Annotated in this window: 23 protein-coding genes; 22 read left to right on the top strand and 1 reads right to left on the bottom strand. The window is 69.9% G+C overall.

What is annotated here, in order from left to right; translation table 11 throughout:
• Positions 1-39 precede the first annotated feature (39 nt).
• The 3 genes from OG875_RS05190 to OG875_RS05180 are packed head-to-tail and all read left to right on the top strand — an operon-like array spanning position 40 to position 1564.
• Complete coding sequence (locus OG875_RS05190) at positions 40-201, top strand: hypothetical protein (protein ID WP_330173043.1); 162 nt, start codon at positions 40-42, stop codon at positions 199-201.
• A complete protein-coding gene (locus OG875_RS05185) occupies positions 198-1160 on the top strand; it encodes a hypothetical protein (RefSeq protein ID WP_330173042.1) in 963 nt (320 codons plus the stop codon). Before OG875_RS05190 ends, OG875_RS05185 begins: the two co-directional genes overlap by 4 nt.
• Positions 1160-1564: a hypothetical protein gene (locus OG875_RS05180; RefSeq protein ID WP_330173041.1), complete on the top strand. Its 405-nt coding sequence runs from the start codon at positions 1160-1162 to the stop codon at positions 1562-1564. The genes OG875_RS05185 and OG875_RS05180 overlap by 1 nt, the downstream gene beginning before the upstream one ends.
• A gap of 212 nt (positions 1565-1776) precedes the next feature.
• On the opposite strand, the gene OG875_RS05175 is transcribed toward OG875_RS05180, so the two are convergent.
• A complete protein-coding gene (locus OG875_RS05175) occupies positions 1777-2055 on the bottom strand; it encodes a hypothetical protein (protein ID WP_330173040.1) in 279 nt (92 codons plus the stop codon).
• Positions 2056-2241: 186 nt separating this feature from the next.
• Here OG875_RS05175 and OG875_RS05170 point away from each other — a divergent pair, with 186 nt between their 5' ends.
• The 19 genes from OG875_RS05170 to OG875_RS05085 all read left to right on the top strand — a co-directional run bounded on the left by OG875_RS05170 (position 2242) and on the right by OG875_RS05085 (position 14176).
• Positions 2242-3951 (top strand): DNA cytosine methyltransferase, encoded by a 1710-nt coding sequence (locus tag OG875_RS05170; RefSeq protein ID WP_330173039.1) that lies wholly within the window; start codon positions 2242-2244, stop codon positions 3949-3951.
• An 83-nt stretch (positions 3952-4034) separates the two neighbouring features.
• Positions 4035-4871, top strand: coding sequence for a hypothetical protein (locus tag OG875_RS05165; protein ID WP_330173038.1), 837 nt, complete (start codon positions 4035-4037; stop codon positions 4869-4871).
• A 2-nt stretch (positions 4872-4873) separates the two neighbouring features.
• Positions 4874-5593 (top strand): ATP-binding protein, encoded by a 720-nt coding sequence (locus OG875_RS05160; protein ID WP_330173037.1) that lies wholly within the window; start codon positions 4874-4876, stop codon positions 5591-5593.
• Positions 5590-5883, top strand: coding sequence for a hypothetical protein (locus tag OG875_RS05155; RefSeq protein ID WP_330173036.1), 294 nt, complete (start codon positions 5590-5592; stop codon positions 5881-5883). The genes OG875_RS05160 and OG875_RS05155 overlap by 4 nt, the downstream gene beginning before the upstream one ends.
• Positions 5880-6215 (top strand): hypothetical protein, encoded by a 336-nt coding sequence (locus OG875_RS05150; protein ID WP_330173035.1) that lies wholly within the window; start codon positions 5880-5882, stop codon positions 6213-6215. Before OG875_RS05155 ends, OG875_RS05150 begins: the two co-directional genes overlap by 4 nt.
• Entirely contained in the window at positions 6215-7195 is a 981-nt protein-coding gene (locus OG875_RS05145) for a DUF5131 family protein (RefSeq protein ID WP_330173034.1), read from the top strand. Before OG875_RS05150 ends, OG875_RS05145 begins: the two co-directional genes overlap by 1 nt.
• Positions 7192-7503 carry a zinc finger domain-containing protein gene (locus tag OG875_RS30970; protein ID WP_443079068.1) on the top strand — a complete coding sequence of 104 codons (312 nt, stop codon included), beginning with the start codon at positions 7192-7194 and terminating at the stop codon, positions 7501-7503. The genes OG875_RS05145 and OG875_RS30970 overlap by 4 nt, the downstream gene beginning before the upstream one ends.
• Positions 7500-7823: a helix-turn-helix domain-containing protein gene (locus OG875_RS05140; RefSeq protein WP_330173033.1), complete on the top strand. Its 324-nt coding sequence runs from the start codon at positions 7500-7502 to the stop codon at positions 7821-7823. Before OG875_RS30970 ends, OG875_RS05140 begins: the two co-directional genes overlap by 4 nt.
• A 37-nt stretch (positions 7824-7860) precedes the next feature.
• Positions 7861-8058, top strand: coding sequence for a hypothetical protein (locus OG875_RS05135; protein ID WP_330173032.1), 198 nt, complete (start codon positions 7861-7863; stop codon positions 8056-8058).
• A 423-nt stretch (positions 8059-8481) separates the two neighbouring features.
• Positions 8482-9027 carry a hypothetical protein gene (locus OG875_RS05130; RefSeq protein ID WP_330173031.1) on the top strand — a complete coding sequence of 182 codons (546 nt, stop codon included), beginning with the start codon at positions 8482-8484 and terminating at the stop codon, positions 9025-9027.
• A complete protein-coding gene (locus OG875_RS05125; RefSeq protein ID WP_330173030.1) occupies positions 9008-9340 on the top strand; it encodes a hypothetical protein in 333 nt (110 codons plus the stop codon). Before OG875_RS05130 ends, OG875_RS05125 begins: the two co-directional genes overlap by 20 nt.
• Positions 9341-9420: 80 nt before the next feature.
• Positions 9421-10368, top strand: a complete 948-nt coding sequence (locus OG875_RS05120) for an HIT family protein (protein WP_330173029.1) — start codon at positions 9421-9423, stop codon at positions 10366-10368.
• A gap of 297 nt (positions 10369-10665) precedes the next feature.
• Entirely contained in the window at positions 10666-11232 is a 567-nt protein-coding gene (locus tag OG875_RS05115) for a hypothetical protein (protein WP_330173028.1), read from the top strand.
• Entirely contained in the window at positions 11229-11468 is a 240-nt protein-coding gene (locus OG875_RS05110) for a hypothetical protein (RefSeq protein ID WP_330173027.1), read from the top strand. The genes OG875_RS05115 and OG875_RS05110 overlap by 4 nt, the downstream gene beginning before the upstream one ends.
• Positions 11465-11965, top strand: a complete 501-nt coding sequence (locus tag OG875_RS05105) for a hypothetical protein (RefSeq protein ID WP_330173026.1) — start codon at positions 11465-11467, stop codon at positions 11963-11965. The genes OG875_RS05110 and OG875_RS05105 overlap by 4 nt, the downstream gene beginning before the upstream one ends.
• Positions 11966-11967: 2 nt before the next feature.
• Entirely contained in the window at positions 11968-12417 is a 450-nt protein-coding gene (locus tag OG875_RS05100; RefSeq protein WP_330173025.1) for a hypothetical protein, read from the top strand.
• On the top strand, positions 12417-12647 hold the full coding sequence (locus OG875_RS05095; protein WP_330173024.1) for a hypothetical protein: 231 nt from the start codon (positions 12417-12419) through the stop codon (positions 12645-12647). Before OG875_RS05100 ends, OG875_RS05095 begins: the two co-directional genes overlap by 1 nt.
• Before the next feature lie 2 nt (positions 12648-12649).
• Positions 12650-13324: a helix-turn-helix domain-containing protein gene (locus tag OG875_RS05090; RefSeq protein ID WP_330173023.1), complete on the top strand. Its 675-nt coding sequence runs from the start codon at positions 12650-12652 to the stop codon at positions 13322-13324.
• 90 nt (positions 13325-13414) lie between these two features.
• Positions 13415-14176: a hypothetical protein gene (locus tag OG875_RS05085; RefSeq protein WP_330173022.1), complete on the top strand. Its 762-nt coding sequence runs from the start codon at positions 13415-13417 to the stop codon at positions 14174-14176.
• The last annotated feature ends 129 nt before the right edge of the window (positions 14177-14305 follow it).

Genomic DNA, 14305 nt, shown 5'->3' with positions numbered 1-14305 from the left:
CCTCCTCGGCCTGTGGGACGCGTGGCGCGGGAGGCGGACATGAACCCGCTGACCGCCCTCCTCGCGGCGGCCGGCATGTGGTTCGCCGTCCTCTGCACCTACGCCGTCGCCACCGTCCCGTTCGCCATCTGCCTCGCCCTCGCCTGGGCCGCCGTCACCGGCACCCGGCGGGCCAACCGTGCTCGGAAGGAGCGGACATGAAAAGGATCTACCCGACCCCGCCCCACGGAAGCGAAGGCCGCTACAAGGGCACCCGAAGCGGAAGCCGGCCGCCCTGCCGGTGCGCCACCTGCCGCCGCGGGCAGCGTCTCGCCAACGTCCGCCGCGAGCTGGTCCGCATGAACGAAGGCGGCAACCTCGTCGACAACGCGGTCCTCCAGGCCCACCTGAAGACGCTCACCGACTCCGGAATGACCCAGGGGGCGATCTCCCGCCAGTCCGGCGTCTCCCAGACCACGATCAGCTACATCGTCAACGGCTTGACCCGCGGTTGCCAGCGTGACAAGGCCGATCGGCTCCTCGCACTCACCCCGAACACGTTCGACTCGATCAGTGAGCGGCCCGCCGTCGGGGCGCAGCGCAAGATGCAGGCCTTGTACGCCATCGGCCATGGTCAGCTAGCCATCTCCATGGTCAGCGGGATGAACGTGGCCACGATCTCCCATCTCGTCAACGGCCGCTACGGCAAGATCGACGGCCGCACGGATGCCAAGGCGGACTTGGCGTACAGGAAGCTCGCCGCGGCCCCCGGCGCCAGTAAGAGGGCTATTGGTCGCGCCAAGAAGTCCCACTGGGCACCGGCGGCAGCATGGGACGACGACACCATCGACGACCCAGCGGCCGTCCCGAACTGGACCGGGCACTGCGGGACGGACCGCGGCTGGTGGACACACCGGCAGGCCGGCATCCCCGTCTGCCCGGCCTGCGACAAGGCACATCTCGCGTGGAAGGCGGAGCGCAAGCACCTGCCGCAGCGGGATCTCATGATCGAACTCGGTCATGCGCGGGCCGCCGCATCCGGGCGCGGTGCCGCCATCGCCCACGACGCCCGCGAACTCCTCGCCCAGGGCTGCGACTACGACACCGCCGCCGCGCGCATCGGCATCACCCGTCAGCACCTCACGCAGGAACTGTGGCGTCAACGCCAGGAGGCGGCCTGATGTCCCGCGCCGCGATCGCCGAACTTCTCCAGGCCGGTCTCACCACCAAGGCCATAGCCCGCCGGATCCACGTCCACACAAGGACTATCACCGCTGTCCGCAGAGAACTCGATCTGCCCCCGGCCAGGCCGGGACCCAAGCCCAGCGCCCCGGAAGCGATCTTCTGGCGCCGCACCCGACCCACCGACGACGGACACCTCCTGTGGACCGCCCCCGGCCGGCAACTGCGCGGCGGCGACAACAAGGTCTCCGTGTACCGGGTCGCGTTCCGCATCGGCAACCAGCGGGACCCGGTCGGCAACGTCATGACCGGGTGCGGGCGGAACCGGTGCGTTCACCCCGCACACGTTGAAGACCAGCCCATGCGCGAGCAGTACAAGGCGATCTTCGGAGAGGCGCCGTGACCGCGGCCTGTGCGACGGGGAAGCGCCGGTACCGCAACCGTCTCGACGCCAAGATCGCGCTCACCGACACCCGTCGCCGCGACCGCCGCGAAACCCGCGCCTACCGGTGCAACACCTGTCGCGGCTGGCACCTCACCAGCCAACCCGCCCGCCGAAACGCCTAAGCGCACGACAAAGGCCCCGCACAGCGGGGCATGAAGGAGAAAGGGATGTCAGTCGGACTCGGTGGTCGGCTTCTTACGGCGCACGATGCGGCGCTTCGGCTTGGCGTCTCCTTGGAGTTCTTCGAGGGCACGCCGGTCCGCGAGGGCTTGCTCGTAGAAGTCGGGCGTGACGAGGTACGCCCGTCGGGCTCCGCGCTCCGTGAAGGCGCCGACCTGTCCGCCGTATCGAACGTCGCGAATCAGGGCCGTAAGCAGCGCGCGAGCTTCGGTCATGCCAACCGTCGCCACGCCGTCCTCGGCGATCTCGATGCCCTTCCCAGTAGCCATGGCCAGAGTGTAAGCCATCTCCAAGAATTCCAATCTGTTCGTCCTGGCCAACCTTTAAAGAACTATGGCAGAGTGGACCCCAGAAACGCCAGACCTGACCGGGTGCGAATCACGAACTGCGAGGCCCGCAAGGGCCTGGTTCCGTGCGCCCCGATTCACCAGATGCCGACCACGGGAGGGCTCTGCATGAGCTACCGAAACGACGGGGACGCCCTGAGCGTCATGGACTGGTTCTGTGGCGCAGGCGGGTCGTCACAGGGCGCGCACGCCGTGCCGGATGTGCAGGTCACCAGGGCCGCCAATCACTGGGCGAAGGCCATCGACTCCCACGAGGCGAACTTCCCTCAGGCCAGCCATTACCGCGGTGACATCCGCAAGGCCCCGGTGTGGGACTGGCCCGTCACAGACATCTTCTGGGCTAGTCCGGAATGTACTAATTGGAGTGTCGCGAAGGGGAAGCGCCGCAACTTCGACACCGCGATGCAGGGCAGCCTCCTCGACCTCCTGGTTGAGCAGCACGAGGAGGAGCCGGCCGACCTGGAGGAGGAGTCGCGGGCGCTGATGGAGGAGGTGCCGCTGTACCTGCGCGGCGTCCAGGAGCGCGGCGGCCTCGTCAAGGCCGGAGTGGTGGAGAACGTCACCGACGTCCGCGCGTGGGACCAGTGGGACCGGTGGATAGGCGAACTGCACAAGCTCGGCTACCGCACCCGGATCATCGCCCTCAACTCGATGCACGCCAACCCGCGCACCGTGCACGAGGCCCCGCAGTCCCGCGACCGCTTGTACGTCGGCTACTGGCACAAGTCCCTGAACCGCACCCCGGACTGGGACAAGTGGCTGCGCCCGCGCGCCTGGTGCTCCGGCTGCGACCAGTGGGTGCAGGCCATGCAGGTGTTCAAGCAGCCCGGCCGGGACATGGGCCGCTACCGCTCCCAGTACGTGTACCGCTGCCCGCACACCTCGTGCCGGAACCAGATCGTCGAACCCCGCGCCCTACCGGCTGCGGCGGCGATCGACTGGACCATCCCGGGTCAGCGCATAGGCGACCGCGCCAAGCCCCTCGCCGACAAGACGATCGCCCGCATCGAGGCCGGGCTGAAGAAGTTCAGCAGGCCCGTGCCAATGATGGTCCCGGCCGGCGGCACCTGGCGCGACAACGCGGTCAGCGTCGGCGAACCGATGGCCGCACGCACGACCCGTGAGAACGACGGGCTCATGGTCCCCCCGCTCCTCGTTCCCGTCGAGGGCCGTGACGGCAAGGAGGCCCGATCCGCGCACGACCCGCTGCGCACTATGACGACACGCAACGAAACCGGGCTGGCGTGGCTGCCATTCATCGCCGAACTCCGCGGCGGAGGATCCGGCGCCCGGTCCGTGACCGACGCTCTCGCCACGGTCACCGCCTCGGGGAACCACCACGGGCTCGTCACACCGGAACTGCCCGCAATGGTCATGCGAAACAACAGCAGCAAGGGGGCATGGGGCGAGCACTGCACCCCGGCAACCGAGCCGATGCGCACTCTGACCACAGCCGGGCACCAGTCGCTCGTCACGTGGCGGGACATCCTCATCCCCTACTACAGCAACGGCACCGCGCGGACCGTGGCCGAGCCGATCGGCACGCTCTCCACCCGAGACCGATACGCCCTCGTGCGCGGCGAAGTCGACCTCAACGATGTCCGCTTTCGGATGCTGGAGCCCCACGAAATCGGACGGGCCATGAGCTTCGCCGACGAGTACATCGTCCTCGGCTCCAAGCGCGACAAGGTCCGCCAGTACGGCAACGCCGTCACCCCCAACGCCGCCGAAGTGATCCTCTGCGCCCTCGTCGAAGCCGTCACCGGCGACGAGTTGGAGCGGTACGCCGCACCCGAGCTGGAGGCAGCCGCCGCGTGACCAGTCGCCGGCCCCGCGCCCCCACCTGACCGGGCCGCACCCGCCGCCCCGTATCCGTACCTGCCAGCCAGAGAAGAGATCCGATGGGTTACGACCTCCGTCGCAAGCTGCGTGAGGCGCTCGGTCCGAGCATCACGGGCCTACAGCGTGCCGTCGCGTTGGAGATCGCCGACGATGCCAACGAGGCGACTCGGCGCAGTTGGGTTGCCCTGGAGGATCTCGCCCGGTGGACCGGGGCGAAGGACGCAGTCGTGGTTCGTAATGCCCTGAAGCGCCTCGCGGCGGCCGGGTGGGAGTTCCGGGTCGCCATCGGCAAGGGCAGGGACGGCCGGACGTTGTACGCGGTGCCCGGTACGCGGATGACTTTCATCGTCCCGACCTTCGAAGGGGTAGCCGGGGCTACCTCTAAGGGGGAGCCACCGCTACCCATAGGGGTAGCCGGGGCTTATTCAGAAGGTGCCACGGCTCACTCAGAAGGTGCCGGGGCTACCCCCTTCTCCTCATACTCCTCAGCTCCTCAAGAAGTAGAAGCTTCTTCGGGCCTAGGGGGAGCCACCGCTACCCCTTCTGTTGCGGCCCGCGAAATCACCGCCGAAGAGAAGCTTGAGTTCGGCCGCTTCTGGCAGCTCCACCCCAAGAGCCGCGACATGGACAAGACCCGCGAAGCCTGGGTCGCCGCAGTCCTCGCTGGCGCAGACCCCAAGAAGATCACCGAAGCGGCCAAGGCATACGCCCGCGAGATGGCCGGCCAGGACTTCAAGTTCATCAAGCAGTCCGCCGGCTGGGTCCGCGCCCGCCGCTACGAGGACAAGTTCCCTCCCGAGCCCAACGGCAAGCCCGACCTCAAAGCCGTCGGCGGCAACCGCCACACGCCCTTCCAAGCCACAACCTCACCCAGCGCCTACGCGAACGGATTCTGACCATGCCCGAACCCCAACGCCTCGGCGGCGAGAACCTCACCCGCCGACTCCAGACCCAACTCGATGCGCGTGGCCTCGGCCAAGTGGCCGCCGGCCCCTTTGACGACAATCCCGCACCCGACGAGCCCGGCCACCCCGAATACCACCGCCGTCGGCGCGCCGAATGGGCACTTCGCCGCTGGACAACCGCAACCCCCTTCCGCTACCAGGAAGCCACCGCCACCCACCCTGACGTAATCGCCTGGGCAGACCAGGTCGCGGCCGACCCTCGCAAGGCCGGATTCCTCTTCCTCACAGGCTCGTTCGGCACCGGCAAGACCCACCAGGCATACGGAGCACTCCGGCAGATCGCCGACGCAGGCCCCGAAAAGTACGAGGTCCTCGCGCTCACCGCACCGGACATGTACGCCCTGATGCGGCCCGGCGGCAGCGACAACGGACCCGAGTTCGAAGTGAAGCGCCTCATGCGCATCCCGCTGCTACTCATCGACGACCTCGGCACAGAGAAGATCAGCGAGTTCACCGAGGAGGCCACCTACCGGCTCCTGAACACCCGCTACAACGAGTGCCGCCCGCTGATCATCACCAGCAACCTGCCGGCCAGCGACCCCAACGGCCCGGACCTGGTCGACAAGCTCGGGGAGCGCATCACCTCGCGCCTCTCGCAGATGACGACCATCGTCCCGATGGGCGGCTTCGACCGTCGGCGAGGTGCGGCATGAAGGCCGACGACCCGCGCATGGACGGTGTGGTCTGCGAACTGGCCCGCATGAGTTACGTGTCTGGCAAGAGCGGTATCGAGGTGGCCGAGGACTGGATCGTTCCGTACCTGGAAGCGCTCCTCAGCGTCAGGGAATGGCGAGCCAAGGACCCCGCGGCTTATCCGGGATTCGGCGACGGCAGCACGGCGGAAACTGCCCGGCGAATCATTGCCCGCCTTCTTGACGCGGGCTGGCGCCCGCCGGATGCCGATTGCCTCGATGTGCCCGCCATTCCCGAGGACGCGTCATGACGGACTTCGACCAGGACGACATCGCGGCAATGCGCCGGGAGAACGGCGGCGCCGACCTGAAGCGGTTCATGCGCGACCAACTTCGGGTCGGCAAGCAGCGCCGGGACATGCCCACCGCCGCGGCCCCGCCCCCGCGACCGCCGGGTCACCGGCCGGGCGCCTGGCCGTCCGGCACCAGCCCACCCGAAGCGAGACCTCAGGCTCACCCGCCCGCGGCATGGGGTGCGGCGCTCAACGAACACCGGGCCGCGCTCATGGCCGACGACCACACACAGCTCACCTCCGACCAGCCGTGCGGCTGCGTCACCTGCCAACTCACGAAGGAGAACTGATGAGCAGCATTGAGTGGACCGAGCAGACGTGGAACCCGACGACCGGGTGCGACCGCATCAGCGACGGGTGCACGAACTGCTACGCGCTGACCATGGCCCAGCGGCTCAAGGGCATGGGCTCGGCGAAGTACCAGACCGACGGCGACCCGAGCACTTCCGGCCCCGGCTTCGGCCTGGCCATGCACCAGGACACGCTGACCGACCCGCTGGGCTGGAAGAAGCCCCGCAAGGTCTTCGTGAACTCCATGTCCGACCTGTTCCACAAGGACGTCACGAGCGAGTTCATCGCCCAGGTCTTCGCCGTCATGGCGCTCACGCCGCAGCACACGTACCAGCTCCTCACCAAGCGGCACGGGCGGATGCGGTCACTGCTGAACAACGACGCCTTCCACTTGTCGGTGCTGGCCTGGACTGCGCGCCAGCAGGATGAGAAGCACCCCATGCCCGCTTGGAATCCGGGAGCACGACTACTCAAGACGTGGCCGCTGCCGAACGTGTGGTTGGGCGTCAGCGTCGAGGACCAGAAGCGCGCCGACCTCCGCATCCCCGCCCTGATCGACACCCCGGCCGCCGTGCGGTTCCTGTCCTGCGAACCGCTCCTCGGGCCGGTCAGGCTGACCAACCAGGACCACGCCCAGCACCAGCGCGACTGGGATGGTGCCGACTGGGTGTGCCTCGACTGCTCCACCGACGACACGACCGTCCCGTGGCGCATCACCGACCCGACCAACCTCGGCATCGCCTGGACGATCATCGGCGGCGAGTCCGGCCCCGGCGCCCGCCCCCTCGACACCGCATGGGTTACCGACCTCATCACCGACTCGCGCACCATCGGTGCCGCGCCGTTCGTCAAGCAGCTCGGTTCCATCTGGGCCCGCGACAACCACGCCTCCGACGCCAAGGGCGGCAAGCCCGCCGACTGGCCCGAAGGGCTGCACGTCCGCGAGTACCCGACTCAGGTCGTGGCGGTGGCGTCATGACCCGCCACATTGCCGCCCCGATGCCCGAGTCGATCCGGCACTTCATGCGCGCCGGCCAGCACCCGGCCCGCAGCACCACTTGCCCCTGGTGCCACGCGGGCGCCCACAAGCCGTGCGTCATCCGGTCATCCGGAACGCCCAGTGTCAACGTTCACCACAGTCGCAAGGACGCATGGGCCAGGCTGACCGCCTGCTGCACCACCTGCCAAGTCGCCCCCGGAGTCCCGTGCCACAAGGACGGGCGCGAACTCGACGGCGGTGCCGTGCACGCAGTCCGGCACTCCGAGGCGGAGGCGACCGCGGCATGAGCACCGAAACCCGCTGCGCCGTCCCCGGCTGCCCGCGTACCCCAGGCGGGCGGCGCACCCTGTGCAGCACCCACCGCACTCGTCAGTGGAGGCACGGCGACCCGCACCAAAAGGCAACCCCGCCCGACGCGCTCGCCATCGACATGGCCGTGGCCAACCGAAGCCCACTGCCCGGCATGCGGCCCGCCGAGCGTCGCGCGGCGGGGGTGCGGCTCACCGAACTCGGCCTGCCCGCCAACGAGATCGCGCGGATCTTTCAGGTCGACCCGCGCACCGTCCACCGCTGGCGTTCCCAGAGCCGCACCCGAGTGGCGGCCTGAGACCGGTCGCCGCCGAAACCCACCCTTGGAGGTCCCCGTGTTTGCCCGTCCCGCCCGCTGGAACCACGACAAACCCCACCGCTGCCCCAACTGCCACGCCGTCGCCGTCAGCCTGGAACGCCCGAAGTGGTGGCGGATCTACACCTGCTGCCGCTGCGATGCCCGCTTCACCCGCTGGCCCCGTCTCGCCCCGGTGCTGAACGACGCCGGGGTCATGTGCCGAGAGCACCGCTAGATCCCCACCGCCGCCTGACCAACCACACCCCGACCCAACAGGAGAAACCCATGAAGATCGGCCCGCGTACCGGGGAAATGGAAAACCACGTCCAGCACTTCTGGACCCGGGAAATCGGCGGCGTCCCATTCCACTTCGTCCACGTGAAGGTTTCGCGCCTCGGACAGCCGTACATGTCGGCATCGCGCATGGACAACCTCGTTCGCTGCTCATGTCCTCGGTCTGACTGCCCCTTTGCTTCCTCAAGGCGCCGCCCGTGACCTACCTCGCCGTCTGACCGCCGCGGATCCGGTTCTCGCCGGCCCGCGCCCACCACGCCTGCACATGTACGAGGAGGACCCTGTGAACGACCGCACCAGACGCCGCACCATCACCTGCGCTGCTTGCCAGCAGCCCGGCCCTCACCGCGGCCACGGCTACTGCGTGACCTGCTACACCCGCTGGGTGTACCACGGGCGACCCGCCAGCGGCCCGCCGCAGCCCGGCGAGACAACTCCGAAGCCGCGCGCCAAGGCCACCCGAATCATCCCCGCGTTCTGCGGCCACGGACACCGGCTGAACGCCGCGAACCTGCGCTACACCCCGGCCGGGGTCCGCTACTGCCGGGCCTGCCGGTACGTCACCGAGAAGACATACACCGAGCGCCGGTTCACGTACCGGCACCAGGGGCACGACGTCATCCCCACCCGGGACGGTCGCCGCTACTGCCGCACCTGCACCCGCGGCGACCACGACGTGGACGAGATGGTGGTGGAGCGGACCGCCTCCGGGGACCGGCCGGCCCGGGTCACGGCGGCCGAGCTGGAGACCGCGGTCGTGCAACTGCGGCTGTACGGGCTGACGTACGAGCTGATCGCAGCCCGGACGGGGTGCTCGCTGCGGCACGCGTGGTGGATCTGCGAGCGCAACGGGCTGACCCAGCAGCGCGGCGCTGGACGGGGGTTGTCGCGTGAGCAGCAAGCAGCGTGACCCCCGCTGGCCCCCGCGTGGTGAGACCACGGGGCCGGTCGTGCACGAGCCGGTGCGACTTCCCGAGGTGCCGCGCCGGTTCCGTGTCCACCAGCCTCACGGGCGGACCCAGGACTGCACCCTCCACCCCGACGGGCGGATGTCCATGGCGGCCGGCGGCCAGACGCTGTGGTCGATGGTCTCGTTCGACGGCATGCGGGAGATGGGCTGGGCCACCGCGCGGATCGAGTGGGACCCGGCGCCGCTGCCCGAACCCGATGTGTCCGTCGCGGCCGCCGTGGTGCAGCCGCCGCTCGCGCTCCCCGCCCCGTGACCTCGCACTGCGGCCCGCCCCTGCTCGTAACAGGGGCGGGCCTGGCCCCAGCATCCCAACCAACCCCGCAGGAGATCAACATGAGCACCACGCCCGAATCGACCGTGACCGACTTGCCCGGCTGCCTGTTCTGCCCCGGCTCGCAGGGCAGCACCGTGATCGCGTCGGCCGAGACCGCTTACGTGCGCCTGGACAACTTCCCGTCCAGTCCCGGCCACATGGAGGTGGTGCCGCGCCGGCATGTGGAGTCGTTCTACGACCTGTCGTCGGTGGAGGTCCGTGACATCTACGCGCTGGCCTGCGATGCCGGCGCGCACGTCCCGGATGCGGACGGGTGGACGGTCGGGGTGAACGAGGGCCGGGCGGCGGGGCGGACGGTGGATCACGTGCACGTCCACCTGATCCCTCGGCGTCTCGGGGATGTGCCGGACCCGACCGGCGGAGTGCGGTGGGTGCTGCCGGGCACGGCGGCACTGCCCACGGCCAGGGTGCGGCCCGAGTCGTGCGGCGGTCAGCAGCCGCACTCGCGTCACCGGTTCATGCGCGGCCTGGTGGTGAGCGACTGCCCCGGATGCGCCCCCGCCCGGCCTGTGCCCGACGCCGAGGCCGCCACGACCGCCGACCGGGGCACGGCGCTGTGGGCAGCCGCAGGCGCAGTCGCGCTCGACCGCGACGCCAGCGCCGGTGTCCCTGCGGCCTACAGGGAGGGCATGACGAGGGCCGTCGTGCTCCTCGGCCGCCTGGCCGAAGAGGCCGCCGCCGGGTCCGGTGGGCAGGCCGAGGACGGGGCGCCCGAGGCGCAGCAGGTTCTTCTGGCGCAGCTTGCCGACGAGTGGGAACGGCACGCCCGCCGACTGCGCGCGTGGGCCGACGAGTACCACCCCCGGCTCTCGGCCGCCGACCTGATGCGCGGCCGGGCCGTCGTTCTGTGCCAGGCCGCCCACGATCTTCGGCACGTGACGGAGACGGGGGTGTTGCCTGCATGGGTGGCGCAGGAACAGGCCGACGAGGACGGGGCGCAGTCGTGACGTACCGGCGCCCCGCTCGCTACCGGTCGATCTACGTCAACAGCTGCCCCGTCTGGGAGTGCGGGCGCTGCGGAGATCGGCGGCCCCCGGGAACCCCTGAAGCGGACCTGCGGCGCCACGAGAACACGTGCGGCCGGGCCATCGATCCCGCCGCGCATCCGACTACCTGACCCCGGTGTGGCGCGCCCTGACCCCCACGGGGCGCGCCACACGCCCGTCTCCCGCCCGAACACCCGCCCGACGGCACCCAGCCACCCCGAGGGCGCCACAAGCCCGCACAACGCCACGGAGGACCACATGACCACACCCGACACGGACCCGATCGGCGAACTGGCACAGCTCGCCGGGGACTTCCTCGACAACCAATGCTCCGCCATCACGACGGCCCTGCCCGATGACCCGTCGACCGTGCTGCGCCCCATGATCGAGATCGTCCTCGAAGAGGCCGCCGCGCAGCAGTGGGTCGAGAAGCAGATCGCCGAGACCGGACTCAAGTCCATGGATTTCCGCAACGGCATGAGCATGGACCTCGAACCCGCCCGCGACATGGTTGCCCAATGGGTCGGTGCCGCACGGGCGATGCTCGGCGACGCCCCGAACTACACCGAGACACCGGTCGAGATGGTCGTCAAGGTCGGCGAATCCCCCGAGCGGTACGCCTTCACCCTCCAGCGCGTCGGGAAGATCACCCCGCACCAGGCCCGCCAGAAAGCCGAGGCCGACCTGGACACGATGCTGCGGATCATCACCGAGTACGTGGTCGAGTCGAACGACATCGGCGGCCTGGACGCCAACGACCTCGTGAGCCGACTGGGAAGCGCCGGGTTCCCGCTGCCCGATGAAGACGGCGAGGCCACGCCGTGACCGCCCCCGTGGTGTACCTCGTGATCCCGCTCGCGCTCATCGGCGCGTGCGCGTGGCTCATCGCGCTCCTCACGTCGGAACGGCGCGAGCGGCAGGCCGCAGCACGCCGGGCCGAACGCGCCGCCCGGCCGGGCACCGCCCGCGAAGACGCCCTCGCCTTCCAACTCGCCGACGCACGGGCGCAGATCCGCCGACTGGAAGCCGCGCTCGCCGCACAGAAAGGCCACGCCGCATGACCCGCCTGTCCGTCAACGACATCACCAGCGACCAACTCGACGCCCTGTACGAGCGGATCGCCGAGCTGGAGAACGACGCCGCGATCCGTACCGAGTGCGACGCCAAGACAGACGAACACCTCAACGACGCGCACGAGGTCGCCCGCTACTTCAAGGCGCTGGCCGAGCGAGCGCAGGCGTGGGGCGAGCAGCACCGCGACCGGGCCAACCGGTACCGAGCCCGCACCGACGCCGTCCGTACCGAGTGCGACGCCGTCCTCGCCGAGTCGGCCAGCTCGACATCAGTCGCCCTCATGGGCCGCCGAGTAGCGGCCACCCGCATCCGGGCCGCGCTCCAGACCATCAGCCACGACCTCCCGGTCCCTGACGACCCGCGCGTCACCGCTCTCGACCGCGTCATGAAGCTCGCCGCTGTGTGGGACGACGCGCCCGACCCCCTCGCCCAAGCCATGGCCCGCGACCTCCGCAGCGCGATCAACGGACCGAAGGAGAACTGACCATGCCCATTGCACACAACGCCGAGCCCACCGACCTGCGTTCAGCCCTGGTGGAACTGCGTCACGCCCAATCCGAAGTCGAACGCCTGCGGCCCTTCGTCGCCATGGCCGACGGCGCCCAGCAGGCCGAGGAGCAGCGCGACGGGGCGTACCGCGAACGCGCCCACCTCGTCGCCCTCGTCGCCGGAGGCCTCGCCGAACGGGCTGTCGTCGCGCCCGCGCCGGACGTCACCGAGCCCGGCTGGCAGATCCTGTACATCACGCTTCACGGCCGCCAGTGCTCATGGCACATCGCCCCGCAGGACGCGGGCCTCTTCGAGTTCTTCGACCACGTGACCGCCGACGACCCGCGCGCCCAGTGGGACGGCCACACGACCGAAGCGAAGTACGAGCACATCGCCTATCTCGCCGAGGCGCTCGGCACACCCGGCCCGTTCAGGAAGGCCAACTGATGAGCAGCGCCCTGCCCCCGTACACCGGCCCCGGCGTCGTCTGCCCTAAGTGCGGCGGCGAAGGCGCCGATACCGAGTACCGCGCCCACGGCACCTGCCTCCACAGCCCGACCGACGACGTGATCGGCCTCAACCCCAACGAGCGCCTGCACCGCACCTGCGGGACCTGCGGCTACGCCTGGGACGAAGCCGTACAGAACACCCCGCACACGACGGTTGAGGAAGGCTGACCGTGAATCACGATGGGAACCGCTCGAAACGAGAGCGGCGCGATCGGCTACGCGAGCGAGTAGCTGACATCTACACCAACGGCGCCACGATTAGCGCGACGGCGCAGAAGATCGGCTGTTCAAGGGGCACGATCCGCGTCCTGTTGAAGGAGGCGGGAGTGTCTACCCGAGCGCATGACGACCTCCTGCCTGCCCGAATGATCACGACCAGGGAAGCGGCCGTCATCAGTGGCATGAGCCACAGAGTCTTCAGCCAGGAGTGCGCGCACGGGCAGGGCCCGAAACAGGCTGAACAGCCGCCCACCGGACACTCTCACTACCGCTACTTCTGGCGACAGGACGTCGAGGAATGGACCGCCACCCAGCGGAAGCGGAAGGCGGAACGCCAACGGCTGAAGCAGGTGCGAGAGGCCGCACGGGCGAACAGCGCCCCTCTTCAACAGCCGGACTACGTCCCCAAGCGGGCAGCTTTGCTCGAAGCAATCGACGCGAAGCGCAGCAAAGACGCCCTTCACTGGGCTGACGTCGCCCTGGCCGCAGGCATCGACCCAGCCCGGATCAGCCGCATCCGCGCGGGCTACGTCGCTGGCTGGGCGCTCTACTTCCGGCTGACGGCCTGGCTGCATGACGGCGAATTGCCGCTTGAGCTTCAAGCCGTCGCTGTGCCGCGCCGCTGAGCATGCGTGAGGGGCGCGCCTGATGTCTTCCCGGACCGGCGCGCCCCCAGGTGATGGAAACCGTACCGCTTGAGCACCAGGAGCACCGCGATGACCACCACCACCGCCACGACCGCCACACACCTCCGGCTGATCATCAGCCACTGGCCCGACCTCGCCGACGCCCTCGCCGCGTCGAACGTCAGCGCCTGGCCGCCGTCCGGGCTCCGCGCCCACCTCGCCGCCGTCGAACGCGAGGAGACCGACGAGGACGAAGCCCGCCGCCACCGAGACGCAACCGCCCGCGCCCACGAGGGACTGCCCACCCCGCTCGCCATCACCCCCGCACCCCTCGTCCTCGGCATCTACGACACGATGCGCACCGTCGAGCAGTTGCTCCTCGCCACCGCCGACGCCACAGCGGAGCACGTCCAGCGCCCGCCGATGCCCATGCCGGCCCCCCGGCGTGCTGCTTACGCCAAGACGCGGGCGGACCGGGTCGCGTGGGCGGATCACGCCCGCCGCGTCCAGGCTGCGCAGGATGATGCCGCCGACCCGCGCAGGTGGTCCTGGACCGGGCGCAGACCGGACGGCCGGTACGCCGCGCTCTGGCTGTTGGGCAGGGTCACCAGCGCGCCGGGCCCGTTCCGGCCGCTCACCCCCGCGCAGGAGGAGCACATCGCCACCGCCGCGAGGTTGGCCCTCGGTCGGGTGGAGCGCGCCCTCGACCTCGCCGCCCGGCAGGAGAGCCTCCGTATCCCCTGCCCGGACTGCGCTGGGACCATCAGCATCCACGGCGGGTCCGGCGCCGCACCCGTCGCCCGCTGCACCGCATGCGGACGGACCTGGTCGGAGACCGGACTGGCCGCATGACCCATGCGTGAACGAGCGCCGTTTCTGCCATGCTGAGCGGGACGGCGCAGCGCCCCGGGGGTGCTGTCCGATCGAGCCGTCAACTGCGCTGGGGTCGCGACCTGGTGCCCACTGTGCGCCCGCCCCGGC

Origin of the sequence: Streptomyces sp. NBC_01498 (assembly GCF_036327775.1) — a bacterium.
GTDB lineage: Bacteria > Actinomycetota > Actinomycetes > Streptomycetales > Streptomycetaceae > Streptomyces.
The sequence above is the reverse complement of the archived record's forward strand: the minus strand, read 5'-3'. Positions and strand labels throughout refer to the sequence as shown.